Here is a 19,440-nt window from a genome sequence, read left to right on the forward strand (position 1 = left end):
ATGGCGACCTCGACCTCCCGAGCATCCTCAAGGCATTTGCGGGCAGTTCACGCAGGCAGTTGGCCCGCGCGCGGCCATGAGGGCGTACGTCAGATCACGGTCACGGGATGCCGTACCACCGCGTCGAACAGATAGCCCTGGGTGTTGGGCACAGCAACGTCCGGCTGGCTGCGGCCGGCCGTGTCGGTGGCGCGGGCCAGGAGGTGGGCGTCCCCGCGTGTCTCGGGCTCCCAGGTGACGGACCAGCGGGTCCAGGTGTCGGCACGGGCCCGGTCGTGCAGTCGGGCCGGCCGCCAGTTCGTCCCACCGTCGGTGCTGACGTCGACCCGCGCGACGGCTCCCGCGCCCGACCAGGACCGGCCGTGCAGCACCTGGCCCTCCCCCACCGGGAAAGTGGCGCCGCTCGCCAGCTCGAAGGCGCTCTTGATCGTCTGCCGGGTCAGCGGCGCGCTGCCCTCCTCCGGGTGGGCGGGACCGAACAGCCGGTAGAAGGTGGTGTTCCACGGTGAGAACAGCGGCTGCGCGGACACCTCGATGTCGCCGACCCACTTGATCGACGAGATCCCCACCCATGAGGGCACCAGCACCCGCACCGGATACCCGTGGTCGTACGGCAGCGGCTCACCGTTCATCTCGTAGGCGAGCAGGACGTCGTGCAGTGCCTTGGCCAGCGGCAGCGGGCGGCGCACCCGGCCGAGGCTCTCGCCGCCGCTGACGTACTCGGCATCCAGTCCGCGCGGCTGGACGTCCACCGCGTGGGGAGACAGCCCGGCCCTGCGCAGTACGTCGGCCAAGCGCACCCCCCGCCAGCGCGCGACGCCGATCGCACCCAGCGTCCACGGGGTGCCGCTGACCGTCTCGCCTTGCTGCGTCGTGTAGAAGCTGCGGCCGTTTCCGGCGCACTCGACGAACGCGGTCCGGGTGACGGCGGGCAGGGCGCGCAGATCGTCGTACCCGAACTCCACCGGCTTGTCCTCGCCGGGCCTTCCCCGCAGCCCGCTGCCCCACAGCCGTAGCCGCCAGTCGCTTGCCTCCAGGACGGGCGTGGCGGTGTGGTTGCGCACGAAGAACAGCTCGTTGGGGGTGTGGTGGCCGGTTCCGCGCAGGGTCTCCCAGCGGGTCTCCGCGTTGGTGCCGCGCTGGATGAACCACTCGGGCGGCAGCGGTTTGATGATCGAGGTGACGGCGGCGCGGGCCGGGCGCGATGCGGGGAGTGCGGTCGCGGCGGCTGTGGCGGCGAGCAGTGTGAGCAGTCGGCGGCGGCTGACCCCGTCCGCCCTGGCGTCCCCGCCGAGCCACTGGCGCAGCCTGCGACGGTCGTAGGAGGTTTCGGGCGTAGGCACAGCAGATGCAGGCATGACAGTCCTCGTCATCGGTGTGGAGGCCGGACTTGGTAAGGGCGGAGACACAGTGATCAGCCGGGGAACCTCGGATCCGCCGTACGGTCGTTGTCGTGTGTGTCATCGGGCCGTCTCCGTCCGTCGGTCGTGGCGGTCGGCGGGGTGAGACAGGCCGAGGTGTTCGCGGAGGGTGACTCCGGTGTAGTCGGTGCGGAAGAGGCCACGCTTGCGCAGCGCCGGTACGAGGTCGTGCACTACGGCGGGCAGATCGGCGGAGGCCGAGGTCGGAAGGAGATGGAAGCCGTCGACGCCGGTGGCCGTGTGCCAGTCGGCGAGCAGCGCGGCGAGGTCCGTGGCGGCGCCGGTGAAGCGCAGTTCGCCGGGCGGGTGGGTCTGCGGCCCGGTGCCGCTCCCCAGGTCGACCGAGACGCGTACCAGGACCCGCAGCGCCTCCGGGTCACGTCCCGCCTCCGTCACCGCGCGGAGCAGCGCCCCGCGGGCGAGCCTGGCCGTGGACGGCTGATCAGCATCCAGGAGTACGACGTCGGCGTGGCTCGCGGCCAACTCCCACTGGCGGTCCGAGTCGTGCACGTCGAGGGTGACGGCGACCGGCGGCCGCCCCTGCGCTGGGCGGGCGACGACGGACGGGCCGTGCGGGCCCTCGGGATCGACGGAGTGTGGCCTCTCGCGGTCGATGAAGCTGCCGGTGACGGGGCCCCGTATCTCCGCGTCGTCCGCCCAGCTGTCCCACGGCCGGGCCTCGGCCTCGGTGCTGGAGACGTCGACCAGCCGGCCGGACCGGCCCCCGCTGACGAAGTCCAGGGTGGCCAGGGCGGTGGAGGTGTGAAAGGGCTCGATGCTGGTGGTGGGCACCGCCGGAACCAGGCCGATCCTGCTGGTCAGGGGTGCGGCTCGGGCGAGTACGGCCACCGCGTCGAGTCGGCCCGCACTGTCGTCGGGTGGTGGCGCGAAGGAGTCGCCGACGGTGACGAAGTCCAGCGCACCCTGCTCGGCGAGGCCGATCAGGTCCGTCCAGTGGGCGGCGGTGAGGGATGCGGCGGGGCGGTGGCCGGTCCCGTTGAGTTCGATGGAGAGGTGGAGTTCGGGGGGCATGACCTCGTGTCCTGGGTGAAAGGTCCGGTACGACGGCAGGGGTGCGCAGGCGTCGTCGTACGTCCTGCGCACCCCGGGTCGGCTACTGGTTCGTCTTGGGCAGGCCGGGTGGATTGATCTCGGACTTGGTCACGGCCTCGTCGGACAGGCCCCAGCGCTGAAGCACCTTCGCGTACGTCCCGTTCTCGATGACATGGTTGAGGGCGTCGGCGAGCGGCTTGACCAGGCCGCTGTCCTTCTTGGTGGTGGCCGCGATGAGGCCCTGGAGGGTGGCGCCGGCGCCGGAGTAGGTGCCGACGACCTCGGTCTTGCCGGTGGTGGCCGCGTGGTAGGCGGCGGTCGGGTTGGGACCGAGGTAGAGGTCGATCCGGCCGGACTGGAGGGCGAGGTAGGTGTCGCTGTCGTTCTGGTAGTACTTGATGTCCACCGGCTCCCGGCCGGCCTTCTCGTTCTCCTTGCTCCACTCGATCAGCAGCTTCTCCTGGTTGGTGCCACTGCCCACGGCGACCGTCTTGCCCGCCACGTCCTCGGGCCCGCTGACCTTCAGGCCGCTGCCCTGCTTCGCCTCGAAGCCCAGGTTGTCCTCGCGGTAGGTCGCGAAGTCGTACTTCTCCTTGCGCTCTTCGGTGACGGTGATGTTGCTGAGGCCGGCGTCGTACTTGGCGCTGTCGAGGCCGATGAAGATGTTCTCCCAGGACACCGTGTTGATGTCCGCCTTGAGCCCGAGAACGTCGGCGACCAGGTGGGCGAGGTCGGGCTCGACGCCGATGACTGTCTTGTTGTCGGTGGCGTAGAAGGTCAGCGGCGCGGCGGAGCCGGACGAGGCGACGAGTTCCAGGGTGCCTCTCTTGCGGATCTCCTCCGGAAGCTCGGCGGCTATGGAATCGACCTTGTCCGTGGTGATGCGGTCCTGGTCGGGACTGAGGTTGATCTTCGTCTTGGCGCCCGATCTGGCCGCGACCTCGGTCGTGCCGCCGTCGGTCGGGTTGCTGCAGGCGGCGAGGACGAGGGCGGTGGCGAGTCCGAGCGCGGCTGCGGCGGTGCGGCGGCGGGCGAGGGTGGTGGACACGGGCGTTCTCCTTGCGTGGGCGTGCACAACAGGGGTGAGGGTCGGTCAGAGGACCTTGGAGAGGAAGGCGCGGGTTCTCTCCTGGTGCGGGTTGTCCAGGACGGCCGCGGGCGGCCCCTGCTCCACGACGAGTCCGCCGTCCATGAACACCACGGTGTCGGCGACCTCGCGGGCGAAGCCGATCTCGTGGGTCACGACGATCATGGTGGTTCCGGTGCGGGCCAGGTCCTTGACGACGTCGAGGACCTCGCCGACCAGTTCCGGGTCGAGCGCCGAGGTGGGCTCGTCGAAGAGCAGCACCTTGGGCTCGAGGGCGAGCGCGCGGGCGATGGCGACACGCTGTTGCTGGCCGCCGGAGAGCTGCCGCGGGTAGGCGTCGGCCTTGTCGGCGACCCCGACCCGCTCCAGCAGTCGGCGGGCGGTCTCCGCCGCCTCCCTGCGCGGGCGGCGCAGCGCGGAGACGGGGGCCTCGACGAGGTTCTCCAGCACGGTCAGGTGCGGGAAGAGGTTGAAGTTCTGGAAGACGAACCCGATGTCGGTGCGCTGCTTCAGAACGTCCTTCTCCTTCAGCTCGTGCAGTTTGTCGCCGGCGCGGCGGTAGCCGATGAGCTCGCCGTCGATGCTGATCCAGCCGCGGTCGACCCTCTCCAGGTGGTTGATGGTGCGCAGCAGCGTGGACTTGCCCGAGCCGGACGGGCCGAGGATCACGGTGACTTCGCCGGCGCGCACCTTCAGGTCGACACCGCGCAGCACCTCCAGGGGGCCGAAGCTCTTGTGGACGCCGTGGACGTCGACCATGACGGCACTCATGTGCTCTCCTTCGACACGAAGCGCCGGGCTCGCTGGAACGGCGTGGGCGGCGGGGTGCGGTTGGCGCCCCGGGCGTAGCGGCGCTCCACGTAGTACTGGGCGACCGACAACAGGGAGGTGAGTACGACGTACCAGGCGGTGGCGACCAGCAGCAGCGGGATCACCCGGCCGTTGCGGCCGTAGATCACCTGCACCTGGTAGAAGAGTTCGCCGATGGACATCACGTAGACCACCGAGGTGCCCTTGAGCAGGCCGATGATCTCGTTGCCTGCCGTGGGCAGGATGGCGCGCATGGCCTGCGGCAGCACGATGCGGCGGATCTGCCGGAGTCGGGGAATGCCCAGCGCCGCTGCCGCCTCCAACTGCCCGTGGTCGACGGAGAGGACGCCGCCGCGCACGATTTCGGCGGCGTAGGCGGCCTGATGCAGGGTCAGCCCGATGATGGCGGCGCCGATGGTGCCGATGAGGGTGTTGCTGTCGACCGACCAGAACACCGGGCCGAACGGGATGCCGACGCCCAACTCCTCGTAGAGCGCACTGAGGTTGAACCAGAACACCAGCTGGACGATCATCGGGATCGACCGGAAGATCCAGATGTAGGTCCAGGCGACGGTGGAGAGCACCGGGCTGCGCGACAGTCGCATGAAGGCGATCACCGTACCGAGCAGGAAGCCCAATACCGTTGCGTACGCGGTGAGTTGCAGGGTCACCCAGACCGCCTGGACGATCGTCTCGGAGAAGACGTAGTCGCGGAAGACGTGCCATTCCCAGACGGGGTTGGTGACCAGGCCATGGATGAACTGGGCGACGAATACGATCACGGCGACGCCGGCGGCCCAGCGGGCATGGTGGCGGGCGGGTACGACCTTCAACTCGGTCGGGCCTTCGGCCAGTTGTGGGGTCGGTTCTGTGATGGTGTTGCTCATGGGTCACCTGTGCTCGGGCGGATTGATCCGCGACGTCTCGATCGCGGAGGCGGAGGTGCCCCACTTCTTGAGGATCCGGGCATAAGTGCCGTTCTCGATCAGCGAGTTGACGGCCGCCTGGAACGCCTTGGTGAGCGGGGAGCCCTTCTTGAAGGCGAAACCGACGTCGAGGCGGTGGAACTCGCCCAGGAAGGTGGTCTGCGCGGCGGGCTGTGCCGCCTGGTACCGCAGACCGTTGATGGTCGACATGATCACGTCGATCCGTCCCTGCTGGAGCGCGGTGAGCGTCGCCGCGTTCTCCGAGTAGACCTTCACGTCGTACGGCTTCTTGCCCGCATCCGCGCACACCCCCTTCTGCGCGGTGAGGGTGGCCTCGAAGGTGGTGCCTGCGCCGGTGCCGATGGTCAGCCCGCACAGCTGGGTGAGATCGGTGACCTTCGTGCCGAGTGCGGAGTTGCCCTGCTTCACCGCGAAGCCCTGGCCGTCGTTGATGTAGGTGACGAAGTCGATGGTCTTCAGGCGTTCGGTGGTGACGCCGAAGTTGCCGGTGCCGACGTCGTACTTGCCGCTGCCGAGTGCGGGCAGAATCGTCTCGAAGGAGGCGTCCTCGCGCTCCAGCTTCACGCCGAGGACCTTGGCCACCGCGTCGGCGATGTCGATGTCCTGGCCTGCGGACGCCTTGTCCGGGCCGTTCGGGTAGTACGCCCCGGGTGGGAATCCGATCGAGCTGCCGACGCGGAGCGTGCCCGTTTCGCGTGCGTCGGCGGGCAGCAGGGCGGCGACCGCGTCCACTTTGCGTACGGCGGCGACGGGGTCGTCGGTCGGTGCGGGAGAGGCCTGATCGCCCACCGCAGCCGTGACGTCGGCGTCACCGGAGCCACAGGCGGTCAGTGCCAGCAGGGGCAGCACCGCCAGGGCGGCGGCACTGCGCAGGCGGCTTCTGAATCCGGGGAGATTCACAGCGCGGTGGCCTTTCCGGTGTCCGGTGTGACGGGGAGGTGCTTCTCGAACGGCAGCGGGCCGATGGCTTCCGGGTCGGCGTTCGTGTCGAACAGCGGCGTGTAGCCGGTGGCCAGGTACAGGGCGCGTGCCTCGGGCTGGCGCGGCCCGGTGGTCAGGAAGATCCGTCGGTAGCCGCGGGCGCTCGCCTCACGCTCCAGCTCGGCGAGGGCACGGCGGGCCAGACCTCGCCTGCGGTGGGTGGAGTGCGTCCAGATCCGCTTCAGCTCGGCCGTGGTCGCGTCGTAGCGGCGGAAGGCACCACCCGCAACGGGCTCGCCGCGCTCCAGCAACAGCAGGAGCAGTCCGCCGTACGGTGCGCTGAACTCCTCGTCGGGGTAGCGGGCGATCTCGGCGTGGGCGTCCTTGCCGTAGCGCGTGGAGTACTCGTGGCCGAGTTCGCGCAGCAGGGGTCTGACCCGCGGGTCGGAGACCGGGACATGAATGACCGTCAAGTCCGCTGCCGATGACGGTGGTTGGGCGACGGACGTCATTCCGCCACCGCCGCGAGGGTGTGCGTCCCACGTCCCGCCCGCTCGGCGTCCCGCTTGGCGACCTCCTCGCGGACGATCGGGATCACGTATCGGCCGAAGTCGATGGCGTCGCCCAGCAGGTCGTAGCCGCGGGCGGAGAGGATGTCGACGCCGAGGTCGTAGTAGTCGAGGAGCGCCTGGGCCACCGTCTCCGGGGTGCCGACCAGGGCGTTGGAGTTGCCCGCGCCGCCGGTCGCGGCGGCGGTCGGGGTCCACAGGGCGCGGTCGTAGCGCTCCCCCGCCTCGGCGATGGCGATCAGCCGCTGCGAACCGGTGTTTTCGGGGGCACCGCTGCGGTGGTGCCGTACGAGACCCGCCTCACGGCGCTCTCGAATGGCGCCGACCGTGCGGTGGGCCTTCTCCCAGGCCAGTTCCTCGGTGGGGGCGATGATCGGGCGGAACGCCACCTGGATGCGCGGCACGTCGGTGCGGCCCGCCGCCGTAGCGGCGGCCTTCACCAGCTCGATCTGCTCGGCGGTCTTCGCAAGGGGTTCGCCCCACAGGCAGTAGATGTCGGCCTCGGCGCCTCCGGCGGCGTAGGCGGCGGGTGACGAGCCGCCGAACGAGACGTTCGGGCGGGGCTGTTGGACGGGGAAGACGTCGCTGACGAAGTCGTGGAATCGGTAGTGCTCGCCCTCGTGGTCGAAGGACTCGCGGGTGGTCCAGATCTTCTTGACGATCCGGATGTATTCGCGGGTGCGGGCGTAGCGCTCGTCCTTGGTGAGGGTGTCGCCCTCTCGGCCCTGTTCGTGGTCGTTGCCGCCGGTGATGAAGTGCACCGTCAGCCGGCCCTCGCTGATCTGGTCGAGGGTGGCGAACGTCTTGGCGGCGTAGGTGGGGTACGAGACGTTGGGCCGGTGGGCGAGCAGGATCTGGAGGCGGTCCAGCCTGCTCGCGATGTACGCGGCGGCCGGTGCGGGATCCGGCGATCCGGAGCCGTAGGCGAACAGCACCCGGTCCCAGTCGTGGTCCTCGTGCGCCCAGGCGAGCCGGAGCGTGTACTCCTTGTCGAAGGCGGCGCCGGAGCGCTGCGTGGTTTCGGAGCCGTCGTTGGTGGCGGCGATGCCGAGGAATTCCACGGGCATGGGAGTGGCCTTTCGGAAACGACCGCACGCAGGCATGGCGGAACGGCCGTGCGTGGAGGCATGGGTGACAGGCCGTCAAGAAGACGGGTCGGTGCAGGTGTGACGACGCCGGGCGTCGGGAGAAGCAGGGTTGCGGCAGCGCGCGGAAAGTGAGAGCTCGGCCCGCGACGGGGTCACCGAGGGAGGGAAGGGCCGGTCAGACGGCCCGCTGCCGAGTCAGGCGCAACACGCCGCGGACCACACCCGACCGAAGTCGATGTGGTCGCGCGAGACCAAGCGCTGCTGGGCGTTCATGCGGACAATTGAGCAGTACGTCGTGCTCCTCGTCAAGCAGCGCCCGGATACCGGACCACCTCGGGCCGGGCCCTTCCCACGCGTTGTTGACACATCCGTGCCGTGAGCACACGATCGACGACGGATCGGCTGCGGCCCTGCGCGCCAGCCTCTCCGGCCGCGTTGAGGGATGCGGCGAAGGTGACGACGTCGAGCCCCGGCCACACCGTGTCCGCGTGGCGCCTGTGCCGCTGCGCTCCCCTGCTCGTGCCGCCGGTGGTCGTTCACGCCTGCGATTTCCTCCCCCGGAGAGCCTCCCGATGGTCACGCCTTCCGATCTCACCTCAGTCCCTGTCCCGAAGTCCCCGGAACGGGCGGGCGTCCCCGGCCCCGACCTGCCGCGGATCGTGCCGCGCCGGCACATCGGCCGCTGGACGACCGCTGGCGCCGCGCTGCTCGTCTTCGCGATGGTGCTCAACTCCGTGGTCCGCAACGACGCCTTCCAATGGGGCGTGGTGGGCCGGTACTTCACCACCCCCGCCGTACTGGACGGACTGCTGCTGACCCTGTGGCTGACCGCTGCGGTGATGGTGCTCGGCTTTCTGTTCGGCACGATGCTGGCCGTGATGCGACTGTCCTCCAACCCGGTTCTCCGCACGCTGAGTTGGGGCTACGTATGGATCTTCCGGTCCACTCCGCTGCTGGTGCAGCTGCTGTTCTGGTTCAACATCGGCGCCCTGTATCCGACGCTCGGCCTCGGTATCCCGTTCGGACCGCAGTTCGTCACCGTCAAGACGGTGAACCTGCTCGGCCCCGCCCTCACCGCCGTCATCGGCCTGACCCTGCACGAGACCGCCTACGCCGCCGAGGTGGTGCGCGGCGGCATCCTCTCCGTCGACTCCGGCCAGACCGAGGCCGCCCAGGCACTCGGCCTCGGCAGACTCCGCACCCTGCGCCGGATCGTGATCCCGCAGGCGATGCGCTCCATCGTGCCGACCGCCGGGAACATGCTGATCGGCACGCTCAAGGGCACCAGCATCGTCAGTGTGCTGGCCGTGCACGACCTGCTCTACTCGGTGCAGCTGATCTACAACCAGACGTACCAGGTCATCCCGCTGCTGATGGTTGCCACGCTCTGGTACATCGCGGTCACCAGCGTGCTCAGCGCGGGTCAGTACTACGTCGAGCGGCACTACGCGCGCGGCAACTCCCGTACGTCGGCGCCCACTCCACTCCAGCGGCTGCACGGTCGCCTCGCTGCCCTGCGCACCCGGCTGAGCGCGACGACGGCCGCCGACGCCCCTCCCGCGATCGGCGGTGACCGGTGACCGGCTCCCCTTCAGAGCGCGAGCCCTTCCCCACCTTTCCTATCGAATTACTAGGAAAGCCTTGACGGTGCCCTGCCGAGATGCGCAGGATGATGCACATGTCCCCCACGCAGCAGCGACTCGTTCGTCGTCGGCATGTCGACTTTGGTCACGTCGTCAGCGCCGCCTGCTGTCGCGCGTAAGGCACGCGGCTCCCACCGTTCGCCGTGCCGCTCCGCCCCGCCTTTGCCGGGCGATCAAGCGAAGCCACCCACTGCGCCTGACGGCCCCACACGCTTCTGAGGGACAACCACCATGACCACAGCACTTCCGGCCCCGGCCGCTCCACACGATCCACCGCTCTCGGACATACGCCATCTCCGCCTGGTGGGCGAGACCACGCAGAGCGGCGCCGAGGGACACACGTCCGCGCCGCTCGTCGGCTATCTCCTGCTCGTCCCCGAGGGCACCGACCCCGCCGAACTCTTCATCGGGGGCAGCGCGCGGCCCGAGATCCGACCGGTCACCGCCACGGACTACTCGCCCCCTGTCCGGCGGACGCCAGACGACGTCATCCGCATCGATCCGGCGAGACACGTCGCCGAGCTGGACGGACGTGAACTCGACCTCACCTACTTGGAGTTCGAGCTGCTGGCGCATCTCGTTCTCCATCCCCACCAGGTGCATTCTCGCGATCGGCTGGTGACGGCCGTATGGGGCTACGACCACATCGGCGACGGCCGCACCGTGGATGTCCACATCGCCCGCCTGCGCCGCAAGCTGGGCAGGGCTCACCGGCACCGGATCGTCACCGTACGGCGTGTGGGCTACAAGTACGTGCCCGACGAGCAGAGCGGCCCCAACACCGCACCGTGCCACCGACCTTGAGGAGACCATCGCCATGGGCGTTGCCACTGCGCCGTCCGGCCCCGCCTCGGAATCCGACCGGACCGGGCCCGGCCGTGCGCACTGGCTGCACGTTGCCCGGGAGGCGGCGGACGACCTGGCCACGGATGCGGTGGCTCGGGAGCAGGCAGGCAAGATCCCGTTCGACGAGGTGTCCCGGCTGCGCGAGGCGGGTCTGCTGACGCTCCTGATACCGGCCGAGTCCGGGGGCGGCGGCACGGACTGGCCCACGGCCTACGCCGTTGTCCGCAACATCGCCGCGGCCGACGGAGCGATCGGTCAACTGCTCGGCTGTCACTACTTCCTGTCGTGGAGCGCCCGGTTCTTCGCCGAGCCCGCTCTCGCCGCGCGGATCGAGGAGCGGTCCGCAGCGGAGCAGTGGTGCTGGGGTGGCGGTTTCGCCCGTCAGGAGCCGCCTCTGATGCTGGCCAGGACCGCCGGTGGCCTGGCCCTCGACGGTAGGCAGAGCTACACCAGCGGCGTCCTGGTCGCCGACCGCGTCGCCGTGCGCGCCGTGCGGGAGGACACGGGTGAGCCACTCGCCGTCGTGGTGGACACGGCCCGCCGCGGTGTGGTGATCGACGGCGACGCGGACACCTTCGGCCAACGGCTCGCGGCCGGCGGCAGCGTGGAGTTCGACAACGTACGGATCAGTGCCGACGACGTCCTCGGGTCCCTGTCCGCGGACGAGGACACCCTGTCGCCCAAGACCGCACTGGCATCCCCGGTCGCGCGCCTCATCTCGGCCCAACTCTGTCTCGGCATGGCCGAGGGGGTGCTCGCCGAAGCCCGTGAGTACAGCAGGACGGGCCACGCCCCCTGGCACCCCACCTGGCCGGCCGGCACTCCCCACGACCCGCAGGTCCTCACCACCTACGGCGAACTCACCGTCCTCACCCACTCCGCGTCCGCACTCACCGGTCAAGCGCTGGAAGCCTTGCAGGGCGGGCTGGCACACGGTGAAGACCTCAGCTACGACGAGTACGCGAACATCTCCGCCCTTGTGGCCATGGCCGAAGCCGCCGCCTCCAGGGCAGCCCAGGAATCCACCACCCGCGCCCTCGACATCGTCGGCGCCCGCTCCACCTCCACCCGGCTGGGCTTCGACCGCTTCTGGCGCAACGCCCGGACCCACACCTTGTACGAACCCTCCGCCCACCGGCTCCGCGAAGTCGGGGACTACTTCCTCAACGGTGCCCACCCTCCGTTCGTCCTGCCCTCCTGACCCGGAGGCCCAGCGGTCACGCCCATCCATCTGCGGTTCACCATGGTGGCCGGGCCCGGGGGCGTCATCGGCACCGTGGCGACCAGAAGGCGGAGACGGTGGCCCCTGGACGAGTCCATCGCCGACGCCGACGTGATCCGCGTCGTGGACGGACCGCTGGTCTCCGTACGCCGGGTCCGACCGCCGGACCTGCCCTGCACCGGCCCCGCCCAGTCTGATCCCAGAAGGCGAGACAGTCGCGCCCACCATATGAACACCCCCTTGGGGCGGGCGCTTCGTTCTGCCACGATCCCTACCAACCAGGTGGGAATAATAGGAATCTGTGGGGTGGCCATGAGAACGCTCAATCACGCAAACCGGTCACTCCCGCTGCTGACCTCGCGTCGCCACATCGACCTCGGCCGCACCTCCAGCGCCATCTGTCGACCGCTCTGAGACCGTCGTCCGCAGAACATCCCTCGGTCGGCAGCGCCCTCTGGGCCTCCCAGCACCGCGTACCACCGCTCCCGAAGCCGCGACAGCGTTCCCGCCGCCGACGGCCGGTCAGTGGGGTGCCGGTGCATGCCCATGGGCTGTACGCCTCGCACCCTCCGCATCTCACCAACCCATTCCTTGAGAGGACACCTCCGTGTCTGCCGCAAGACCGCTCACCACCCTGCGCACTTTCGCCGTCATAGCGGCGCTCCCCCTGCTGCTGACCGCCTGCGGCTACGGTTCCGAGTCCACTGACGACGACAAGCAGACCGAGGTCGCAGCGGACTCGAAGAAGCTCTCCGTCGACGAAGTGAAGATCGGCTACTTCCCCAACCTCACCCACGCCACCGCGCTGGTGGGCGTCCAGGAGGGCCTGCTCCAGAAGGAACTCGGCGGCACCAAGATCAAGGCGTCGACCTTCAACGCCGGCCCCTCCGAGATCGAGGCACTGAACGCCGAGTCCATCGACATCGGCTGGATCGGCCCCTCCCCGGCGATCAACGGCTACACCAAGTCGAACGGCAAGAACCTGCGCATCATCAGCGGTTCGGCGTCCGGCGGTGTGAAGCTCGTCGTCAACCCGGACAAGATCAAGTCCCTGGACGACGTCAAGGGCAAGAAGATCGCCACGCCGCAGCTGGGCAACACACAGGACGTGGCGTTCCTCAACTGGATCGCGGAGCAGGGCTGGAAGGTCGACGCGGAGAGCGGCAAGGGCGATGTCTCCGTCGTCCGCACGGACAACAAGATCACCCCTGACGCCTACAAGGCCGGTTCCATCGACGGCGCCTGGGTGCCGGAGCCGACCGCGTCCAAGCTGGTCGCCGAGGGCGGCAAGGTTCTGCTCGACGAGGCCGACCTGTGGCCGGACAAGAAGTTCGTAATCACGAACATCATCGTGCGGCAGGACTTCCTCAAGGAGCACCCGGACGTCGTCGAGGCCGTGCTGCGCGGCTCGGTGAAGACCAACGAGTGGATCAACGCCAACTCGGATAAGGCGAAGGCGTCCGCCAACGCGGCGTTGGAGACGCTGTCGGGCAAGGCGTTGCCCGCCGAGGTCATCGACCCGGCCTGGAAGTCCATCACCTTCCTCGACGACCCGCTGGCCTCCACCCTCGACGCCCAGGCGGAACACGCCGTCAAGGCCGGTCTGCTGGAAGAACCCGATCTGAAGGGCATCTACGACCTCGCACCGCTGAACAAGGTCCTCAAAACCGAGGGCAAGGACGAGGTCGACGACGCCGCTCTCGGCGCCGAGTAACGACCAACCGGACCCGATGAGTTCCCGGGAGGTGACGACGATGGCCATCACGATCACCAAGGCCAGCGAAGTCCTTCCCCACGCCGGGCGTCTCCGGCGGACGACAGCTGGTGCCGTCCGCCGGCTCGATCGCCACGAGCGGCCGGCACGCCCTGCTGAGCCATCAGGAGGCGGAACGCCGGCTGGAACTCGTACGACTGGAGGGCGCGTGCGGCAAGCGAGCGCATGAACTGTCAGGCGGTATGCGCCAGCGCGTCGCACTGGCCCGTGCGCCGGCCCAGGACAGCCGGCTGCTGCTGACCCGCATCGTCCATCGCCAACGGCCTCGTCGCGGGCATCGACCAGATCCCGCCGCTGTTCCTGCGCGCCGGGCGGACACTGGGCGCGACCGGACTGCGCCAAGCCAGGCACGAACCCGAGGTGCCCTTCTCGTAGTCCGCCGGACCAGGTCTTCACTCGACGAACAGCGTCCGCGCCGCGGCCCGCGCGTCGAACTCCTCCAGATGGACCTGAGCCTGCGGCAGGGCGTCGCACATCGCCTCCAGGAGGACCTGCCCCAGCAGCATGGGGGCGCTCACCGTGTCGAACACCAGACCCGTGCCCACGGCCGCCGGCAGGAGCAGGTCGCTGTGAGCGGCCACCGGGGCGAACGTGCCGTCGGCGATCGTCACCACCGTCAGCCCGGCGTCCCGGGCATGCGCGAGCGCGTCGAGGACCTCGCGCGGATGGCGGGGCAGCGCGAAGCACAGCAGCGCGCTCGCGCCCGCGTGCCGGGCGGCGTCGATCCGATCGGCGAGCAGCGAGCCGCCTTCGTCGAGGAGACGTACGTCCGGGTGGACCTTCGCGCTGAAGTACGCGAAGCCCCGCGCCGAAGCGGCAGAGGCGCGCAGCCCGAGCACCGGCAGCGGCCGGGAGGCGGCGAGCGAGGTGTGGGCAACGCTCTCAGACACGAGGCGTCTGCCCGTCCGGAGACGGGCAGACGCTTACGGCACGGAGCCGAGTGTCAGGGCTTCACCCACTTGTGGGACCTCAGCTTGACGCTCGACCCGTCGCTCTGGGTGTTGCCGCACCAGCCCTTCCCGGCTGGCGCGTAGTAGTCCACGTAGTCCGCCTCGTGGTAAAACCTCACAGTCTCGAGATTGTTGGGGTCCTCGGTGCCGCGGTTGCAAATGGACTTCACCGTGCCGGTGAACTTCTTGTCTCCGGTGAGCCAGTTGGCGTCGTTGCCCATCCACTTCTGCATGGTCCCGGTGCCGTTGAGGCCCGAGTAGGCACAGATGTATGAGGACGGGCAGTCGTCGTAGGCACCTGCGGTGTCGACATCAGCTCCCGCTCCACTTGCGGCGCCCATGGTGAGGGCGACGGATGCGCCGAGCCCTGCAAGAACGAAACGTGTGCGCATTGGTCCTCTTCTCTGTTTTCCGCCTCATTCGAGGCAGGCGGGTCCGCAGCGCGGGTTCGGGCTGCGGAGTGTGTGAGTCGTGGGGACCCGGAGGCTTCCACTCCCCCTCGGCATTGGCCTCTCGTGTCCCTGACTCATGCGGGCCGATTGCCCGGTGCCCGCGTGTTGGAGCCGAGCCGGCCCCCCTGCGGGGCTGCGGCCTGCTCGACCGGCCGTGACCTCAGCTTTCGGGAGTGGGCGATTGTCTGGCAGGCCACCTTCACCGCTTCAGACAACTCCGTGGCGGAAACGGCAGGTTCACGTCATGTCGGTGTGCCGAGTCGCCCACCCCTGCTGGAATGCGTAGCGTGCGACGGGGATGTCGTCTGCGCCGACGGGGGTGTCATGGGGCGTCGGGAGCGACCGCTGGATCCGGCCGAAGGGCCCGTTGCGCGATTCGCCTACGAGTTGCGGAAGTTACGCCAGGAGACAGGGGGTATCACCTACCGGGCGATGGCGGCAAAAGCCCACTACTCCACCGCGACCCTCGCACAGGCCGCCGCCGGAGACCGGTTGCCATCACTGGCCGTCGCCTTGGCCTACGTTGCCGCCTGCGGCGGCGACCCTGACGAGTGGGAAAGGCGCTGGCACTCGGCACAGCGGGAAGCCTCCGAGGACGCCCGCGCCGCCGAAGACGACAGGGAGTCGCCCTACCTCGGCCTGGCGCGCTTCGACACCGATGACCATGAGCGGTTCTTCGGCAGGGACCGGCTCGTCGAGCAGCTCGTCGAACTGGTGGGCGGCAATCACCTGGTGGTGGTGACCGGGCCGTCCGGAACTGGCAAGTCCTCCCTGCTGCGGGCCGGCTTGATCGCCCGATTACGCCTGGCCGGCCCCCAGCAGAAACGGCCTGCCGCGATCCGCATCCTCACCCCCGGACCGCAGCCAGCGCGCACACATGGCGCACTTCTGCAGCCGGAAAGGACCCTCCCGGACACGGTCATCGTGGTGGACCAGTTCGAGGAGGTCTTCACCCTCTGCGCCGACCAGACCGAACGCACCCGCTTCCTCGACCTGCTGTGTGCCGCAGCCCGGCCCGATCACAGCCTGCGCATCGTCCTCGCGGTACGAGCCGACTTCTACGGCCACCTCGCCCAGCACCGCCCGCTTGCCGAGGCCGCCCAGCGCGCCACGCTGCTGGCTGTTCCGATGTCTGCGGAAGAACTGCGCGAGGCCATCGTCAGGCCCGCTGAGCTCGGCGGCCTCGTCGTGGAGCGCACACTGACTGCCAGGATCATCCGCGAGGTCGCCGATGAGCCCGGCGGCCTGCCGCTGATGTCCCATGCGCTGCTCGAAACTTGGCGTCGGCGCAAGGGCCGAGTCCTGACCGAGGCCGCATACGAGGACGCAGGCGGCATCCACGGCGCGATCGCCCGAACCGCAGAAGACCTTTACTTATGCCTGGCACCCGAGCAGGTTGAAACGGTGCGCCGGATCCTGCTGCGCCTAGTCACTCCCGGCGAGGGAAATCAAGACACCCGCCGCCCGGCCGACCGCGCCGAGGTGACCGGGTCGGGCCCCGGTCCAGTGGCCGACTCCGATCTCGTCCTTGAACGCCTCGTCGGCGCACGCCTGATCACCCTCGACGAGGACACCGTCGATCTCGCCCACGAGGCCGTCCTCGACGCCTGGCCCCGGCTGCGCGCCTGGATTGACGAGGACCGCGACCGGCTCCGCAACCAGCGCCACCTTACCGAGGCCGCCCGCACCTGGCAGGCACTTGGCCACGACCCCGGCTCCCTCTACCGCGGGCTGCGCCTGTCCCTGGCCGAGCGGCACAGCACCGCCCCCAACCAACGAGGCGATCTGACCCCGTTGGAAAGACAGTTCCTCACCGCCAGCCTCACCGCCCGGGATCGCGAGCACCGCCAGCGCCGCACCCGTACAACCGCGCTGTCCGTCCTCCTCGTCCTCGGCCTCGTCGCCGCCCTTCTCGCCTGGCAGCAGAACCGAGCCGCCGACCGCCGCAGCATCGAGGCCGAGGCCCGCCGCGTCGCCGGAGTCGCCGACAGCCTCCGTCTCTCCGACCCGCGCACGGCGATGCAGCTCAGCCTCGCCGCCTGGCGCATCGCCGACCTGCCGGAGACACGCTCCGCGCTGCTGAGCGCCATGGCCCAGCCTGAGCGGGACGCCTTCGCCGATCCCAACAACGGGGCCGGAACCATGCGGTACCTCAGCGCCGACGGGCGAACCCTGGTGAGTATCGGCGAGGACGAGGTAGCGCGGTGGGACGTCGACGCGCGCCGGAAGACCGCATCACTGCCAGGGCTGGGCACCCTGCTGGAGAGCGTGGGGGCCATGCGGGGCGAAGCAGCCTGGCTGCCCTTCATCAACTTCCCCAGCCGCACTCGCGTGACGGCCTCGATGCTGAACCTCGGTACGGGCAAGCAAGACGGTCCTTCGCTCGGGTCCGCGACCGACGGCGCCGAGATGGGCACGAGCGGGCATAGCCTCATCACCTATGACCACAGCGATTCGATGTACCGGATCCGACTGTGGGACACACGGACACGCCAGGCGAAGCTCGATCTCAAGGAGCCCCGCGAAGCCTCCGCCGAGGACGCCGGGGCAAGCGGATTCTCTCAGGACCAGATGAGGCTTCGCGGACAGGAAAACCGTGCCCTGGGAGACCCGTCGTTCCCCGAAGCCGTGGTCGGTGGAGACGACCGCCTGCTTGCTCTGTGCGTCCCCGGAGAGCCCCTGCGGCTGTGGGATGTCGCCGATGGCCGGAGACTGGCCACACCCTGGGCTCCCAGAACGACTCAACAGCAGTGCCTCAATGAGCGCGTCTCCTTTACCCCTGACGGCCAGTGGCTCGTCGTCACCACCGACAGCGCAATCAGCATGTGGGACGTCAGGTCCGGAACGGAGATTGCCTCCGTAAGCCATGACGGAGTGGAACATCTCGCCTTCAGCCAAGACAAGGCGTTTCTGGCAGCGTTCGACGGCGAAGAGATCCTGCTCTGGAGGCTCGCCGGACCGGACAACCCCATCGTCCGCCAGGGAGTCACGGCAGAGTCGGTCAGCGACCTCAGGATTGACACCGAACAGGGGCTCATCCGCTATCTCGGAGGCCCGGCAGACGAATGGGGTTCCGTTGTTCGCACCCTTGACTTCCGAGGAGTCTTCGGCGCCCCTTGGCAGGCACCATCAGAAAACTCCTTGTTCAGCCCAGACGGCAAGACCCTGGCCACAGCACACAAGAAGCACGGCCGCGCCCACTTTCGGCTCACCGACCGCCAATCCGGATCTCAGACGGTCGATCTGCCGAGCATGCCGTGCCCACCGCATAGCCCGAACGGGATGCCCAACTGCACGCCGCTCATGAGCTTCAGCTCCGACGGCGGAACCCTCGCCTACGGGGTCAGCGCGATTCACCCCTCGTTCACGTCGAAGAAGAAGGCCACGTCGAGCCTGAATGTGTCCCTCTGGGACGTCCAGCGACGGCGAAACACCGCCTCACGTCAGATGGCGGAACCCATCCAGAACGGGGTCATCTCCCTGGCCTTCGGTCCGGACGACACCTCGCTGCTCACCTCACAGGCCATCCCATACGGGGCAACACGCATCTGGAACCCGCACCGGCGAGCATCCTTCATCACTCTTGCCCGCACCAACGGGTACATTCTGGCCCTCCGCCCCGACGGCCGACTGCTCGTGACGTCCGAAGGCCAGGTCGTCGGACTTCCCGGCGGCAAGCCGCCTGTCGGTGCTCTCAGCCCCGGCAAGACCAGCGCACTGGCGTTCAGCCCGGACGGAGACCTCTTGGCCGCCGGGGATGCTTCGGGCCGGACCGTTCTGTGGGACGGCCGCCTCGAACAACGTCTCGGTGTGCTCACCGGCACAGCCTCCAGCAGGGGGCGTGGCGTGTCGGCTCTCGCATTCTCCCCTGACGGCACAATGCTGGCCGTTGGTTCCTATGATGGATCCCTCCAACTCTGGGACACCGACTCCCAGCAACCCATCGGCACCCCACTTCCCACACCGGGAGACGTCGTATTCGGTCTCGCCTTCGACCCGGGCGGTCGCACCCTCTACACCACAGGCCGACAGGTACCGCTGCGCACCTACGGAATCGACCCGGAGGCGGCTGCCGCAGCCGTGTGCCGACGCACAGGCGGCGGACTGCCAAGGGACGGTTGGAAAGACCACCTACCAGGTGTCCCCTATCAGACGACCTGTCCCAGCTCTCGATGACCTCCCCGTCGCCGTACGGATTCTCGATCGACGTATCCCGCACGAGCGTGACCGCCCGCCCATCAGTGACCTCGATCTTCGGCCAGGCAGCGGAACCCTCTGCGTTCATGTTTTCAGCAACAGCCGAGTTGGAGCCCGGCTTGAGGAACCTCACCGCTTGTCGTCAACGGCTGTCGACTGCCGTGCCCTTGGGCCCCCACGTTCCCCGGTGGATCGCCTCGATGCCGAGTACGGTCGCCAGGCCGTGCCAGCGCCACCCAATCCATGACGAGCAGGGCGGACCGACGTACTCCAACAGCTCGCGAACCTCACTGGTGAAGGAACGCGGCTGCGGGTCAAGGAGGACCTGGGCGGTCTCGTTCAGCTCCTCGGACTCCTCTACCATGGCCCAATAGGCATTCTGACCGCGATCCAGATGCACCCGGTAGAAGGTCATCTCCTCCGACAGCGACATCCTCCGTCGTACACGACGGGCGTCCTG

16 protein-coding genes and 4 pseudogenes are annotated in these 19,440 nt (G+C 68.9%); 9 read left to right on the forward strand and 11 right to left on the reverse strand.

Going from position 1 to position 19,440, the window contains the following annotated elements:
• Window positions 1-89: 89 nt before the first annotated feature.
• The 8 genes from ACIHFB_RS00510 to ACIHFB_RS00545 form a co-directional block, all read right to left on the reverse strand.
• Window positions 90-1,358 carry a sulfite oxidase gene (locus ACIHFB_RS00510; protein WP_365282143.1) on the reverse strand — a complete coding sequence of 423 codons (1,269 nt, stop codon included), beginning with the start codon at window positions 1,356-1,358 and terminating at the stop codon, window positions 90-92.
• Between the two features lie 102 nt (window positions 1,359-1,460).
• Window positions 1,461-2,453 (reverse strand): LLM class flavin-dependent oxidoreductase, encoded by a 993-nt coding sequence (locus tag ACIHFB_RS00515; protein ID WP_365282144.1) that lies wholly within the window; start codon window positions 2,451-2,453, stop codon window positions 1,461-1,463.
• 82 nt (window positions 2,454-2,535) lie between these two features.
• Window positions 2,536-3,522 carry an ABC transporter substrate-binding protein gene (locus tag ACIHFB_RS00520; protein ID WP_365282145.1) on the reverse strand — a complete coding sequence of 329 codons (987 nt, stop codon included), beginning with the start codon at window positions 3,520-3,522 and terminating at the stop codon, window positions 2,536-2,538.
• 45 nt (window positions 3,523-3,567) lie between these two features.
• Window positions 3,568-4,332, reverse strand: a complete 765-nt coding sequence (locus ACIHFB_RS00525) for an amino acid ABC transporter ATP-binding protein (protein ID WP_400124675.1) — start codon at window positions 4,330-4,332, stop codon at window positions 3,568-3,570.
• The gene (locus ACIHFB_RS00530) at window positions 4,329-5,258 is read right to left on the reverse strand and encodes an amino acid ABC transporter permease (protein WP_365282147.1); all 930 of its coding nucleotides are present in this window, start codon (window positions 5,256-5,258) and stop codon (window positions 4,329-4,331) included. The genes ACIHFB_RS00525 and ACIHFB_RS00530 overlap by 4 nt, the downstream gene beginning before the upstream one ends.
• A gap of 3 nt (window positions 5,259-5,261) precedes the next feature.
• Window positions 5,262-6,218: an ABC transporter substrate-binding protein gene (locus tag ACIHFB_RS00535; protein WP_400124677.1), complete on the reverse strand. Its 957-nt coding sequence runs from the start codon at window positions 6,216-6,218 to the stop codon at window positions 5,262-5,264.
• Window positions 6,215-6,751, reverse strand: a complete 537-nt coding sequence (locus ACIHFB_RS00540; RefSeq protein WP_365282149.1) for a GNAT family N-acetyltransferase — start codon at window positions 6,749-6,751, stop codon at window positions 6,215-6,217. The genes ACIHFB_RS00535 and ACIHFB_RS00540 overlap by 4 nt, the downstream gene beginning before the upstream one ends.
• Window positions 6,748-7,875, reverse strand: a complete 1,128-nt coding sequence (locus tag ACIHFB_RS00545) for an LLM class flavin-dependent oxidoreductase (RefSeq protein WP_400124680.1) — start codon at window positions 7,873-7,875, stop codon at window positions 6,748-6,750. Before ACIHFB_RS00545 ends, ACIHFB_RS00540 begins: the two co-directional genes overlap by 4 nt.
• A 593-nt stretch (window positions 7,876-8,468) precedes the next feature.
• On the opposite strand from ACIHFB_RS00545, the gene ACIHFB_RS00550 reads away from it, so the two are divergent.
• From ACIHFB_RS00550 to ACIHFB_RS00585, 8 genes and pseudogenes are all read left to right on the forward strand, one after another.
• The gene (locus ACIHFB_RS00550; RefSeq protein ID WP_400124682.1) at window positions 8,469-9,476 is read left to right on the forward strand and encodes an amino acid ABC transporter permease; all 1,008 of its coding nucleotides are present in this window, start codon (window positions 8,469-8,471) and stop codon (window positions 9,474-9,476) included.
• Window positions 9,477-9,770: 294 nt separating this feature from the next.
• Complete coding sequence (locus ACIHFB_RS00555) at window positions 9,771-10,343, forward strand: winged helix-turn-helix domain-containing protein (RefSeq protein WP_365282152.1); 573 nt, start codon at window positions 9,771-9,773, stop codon at window positions 10,341-10,343.
• Window positions 10,344-10,356: 13 nt separating this feature from the next.
• Window positions 10,357-11,586 (forward strand): acyl-CoA dehydrogenase family protein, encoded by a 1,230-nt coding sequence (locus ACIHFB_RS00560; protein ID WP_365282153.1) that lies wholly within the window; start codon window positions 10,357-10,359, stop codon window positions 11,584-11,586.
• Between the two features lie 111 nt (window positions 11,587-11,697).
• Window positions 11,698-11,802 (forward strand): annotated as a pseudogene (locus tag ACIHFB_RS00565) (transcriptional regulator); the annotation flags it as partial.
• A gap of 117 nt (window positions 11,803-11,919) precedes the next feature.
• The gene (locus ACIHFB_RS00570) at window positions 11,920-12,021 is read left to right on the forward strand and encodes a putative leader peptide (protein ID WP_365282351.1); all 102 of its coding nucleotides are present in this window, start codon (window positions 11,920-11,922) and stop codon (window positions 12,019-12,021) included.
• Window positions 12,022-12,214: 193 nt separating this feature from the next.
• Entirely contained in the window at window positions 12,215-13,321 is a 1,107-nt protein-coding gene (locus ACIHFB_RS00575) for an ABC transporter substrate-binding protein (RefSeq protein WP_365282154.1), read from the forward strand.
• Window positions 13,322-13,368: 47 nt separating this feature from the next.
• Window positions 13,369-13,620 (forward strand): annotated as a pseudogene (locus ACIHFB_RS00580) (ATP-binding cassette domain-containing protein); the annotation flags it as partial.
• Window positions 13,621-13,630: 10 nt separating this feature from the next.
• Window positions 13,631-13,732, forward strand: a pseudogene (locus ACIHFB_RS00585) (ABC transporter permease); the annotation flags it as partial.
• 41 nt (window positions 13,733-13,773) lie between these two features.
• Here ACIHFB_RS00585 and ACIHFB_RS00590 read toward each other — a convergent pair.
• Both ACIHFB_RS00590 and ACIHFB_RS00595 read right to left on the reverse strand, forming a co-directional pair.
• Window positions 13,774-14,244 (reverse strand): annotated as a pseudogene (locus ACIHFB_RS00590) (MurR/RpiR family transcriptional regulator); the annotation flags it as partial.
• Window positions 14,245-14,324: 80 nt separating this feature from the next.
• Window positions 14,325-14,723: a peptidase inhibitor family I36 protein gene (locus tag ACIHFB_RS00595; RefSeq protein ID WP_365282155.1), complete on the reverse strand. Its 399-nt coding sequence runs from the start codon at window positions 14,721-14,723 to the stop codon at window positions 14,325-14,327.
• A gap of 492 nt (window positions 14,724-15,215) precedes the next feature.
• Here ACIHFB_RS00595 and ACIHFB_RS00600 point away from each other — a divergent pair, with 492 nt between their 5' ends.
• Window positions 15,216-18,959, forward strand: a complete 3,744-nt coding sequence (locus ACIHFB_RS00600; RefSeq protein ID WP_400124686.1) for a hypothetical protein — start codon at window positions 15,216-15,218, stop codon at window positions 18,957-18,959.
• A gap of 163 nt (window positions 18,960-19,122) precedes the next feature.
• Here the strand turns inward: ACIHFB_RS00600 and ACIHFB_RS00605 are convergent, their stop codons facing one another.
• Window positions 19,123-19,413, reverse strand: a complete 291-nt coding sequence (locus ACIHFB_RS00605) for a hypothetical protein (protein ID WP_365282157.1) — start codon at window positions 19,411-19,413, stop codon at window positions 19,123-19,125.
• Window positions 19,414-19,440 lie beyond the last annotated feature (27 nt).

It is taken from the genome of Streptomyces sp. NPDC051963 (assembly GCF_044593495.1).
Taxonomy (GTDB): Bacteria; Actinomycetota; Actinomycetes; order Streptomycetales; family Streptomycetaceae; genus Streptomyces.